Below are 1,092 nucleotides of genomic sequence, written 5' to 3'. Positions count from 1 at the left end.
GTGGTCAATAAATCTGCCGGCTGTGGCGGCCAGGGAGGGCATCGAGGCGGGTTCTTGATCGGTAGGGGAAGGTCGCGAATGTTAGTTCACCGACGTTTCCTGGCGCTATTCATCAGGGCCACGTGGCTCATGCGCTGAGCAAGATGCTCAACGCCAAGGTCTAAACGGGTATGTCGCAGTTGGCAGTTGAAAACGATCGTAGACCGCCCTGAGCGAGTCGCGCCGCGTCATGGCCGCGGTCAATGATCGATAAGCGGCCTCCCGACATGTGTAACCGCATCGAAGCTAAAGACGTGCTCCCGCGGACTATCTGAGCAACACCCGACCAGGCGTCCAGGGTAAGCAGCGCCTCCCTCGCGTATCTCGACTTTGCCGGCGCATACCGGACAGGTGCCGTGAAAGCGCACGAGGGAAAATCGCCCACCGGTCTTGCTGTCGTTGTCCCGGGTCAAGCGGAGTTGGCCGTACGTCTGATTGAAAGCGAGTAGCCAGTCCGGCGCAATCGTGATGCGAAGCATCGGCAGAGACCAGAAAGGCCTTTGCGCCCAATTCACGACGGCGGCGAGCAGTCCGGTAGTTAGAAGTGGTCCCATTGCCTTGGACATACTGGTCGGGCTAGAAAAATAGATCATGCACAGCGCAGCGCCGCAGATCATGGCGATGGCGAAAGGGACTGCCACCATGCCGATGAAAGCAACGCCGCGACCAGACCGCATGGAGAAGGGCCGGCCGAGCAATGGCCACCAAAGAGCAGCACATTGGGCTGGCTCGAGCTCGTAGGTCATGTGGAGGGCCCCGTCGAAACCTGGGGTCATGCTCGGATCGGCTGGTGGGGTCTTCGCGGCCTCAGCCGGCTCCGTCATGGCGCCTAGGGCCGCAAAGGCCAGCCGATAGGTAGTGACGTTTCCGCGCCCGCCGCCGCGGTCGATCACCAAGACGACCTCGAGCTCGACGCCAGCCGCCTGGACAAACTGTCGCCGACTGTTTTCGTAACCCGACCACCACGTCCTGACCTGCGATGTGGGCAACCACTTGGCTGTGACTGGCTCGGTCGGACGGGGTCCCCCAAAGCGATCCCGGTGCCAGGTGAAG

General features: G+C 61.6%; 1 protein-coding gene. It reads right to left on the bottom strand.

The genetic code is table 11. The annotated features are described in order from the left end of the window. Positions 1-239 precede the first annotated feature (239 nt). On the bottom strand, positions 240-1,092 hold an 853-nt coding region (locus AC1DSN_RS23020), incomplete at its 5' end, for a hypothetical protein (protein WP_477333201.1).

This window comes from Luteibacter sp. P4_D7_3 (assembly GCF_056401735.1).
The sequence above is the reverse complement of the archived record's forward strand: the minus strand, read 5'-3'. Positions and strand labels throughout refer to the sequence as shown.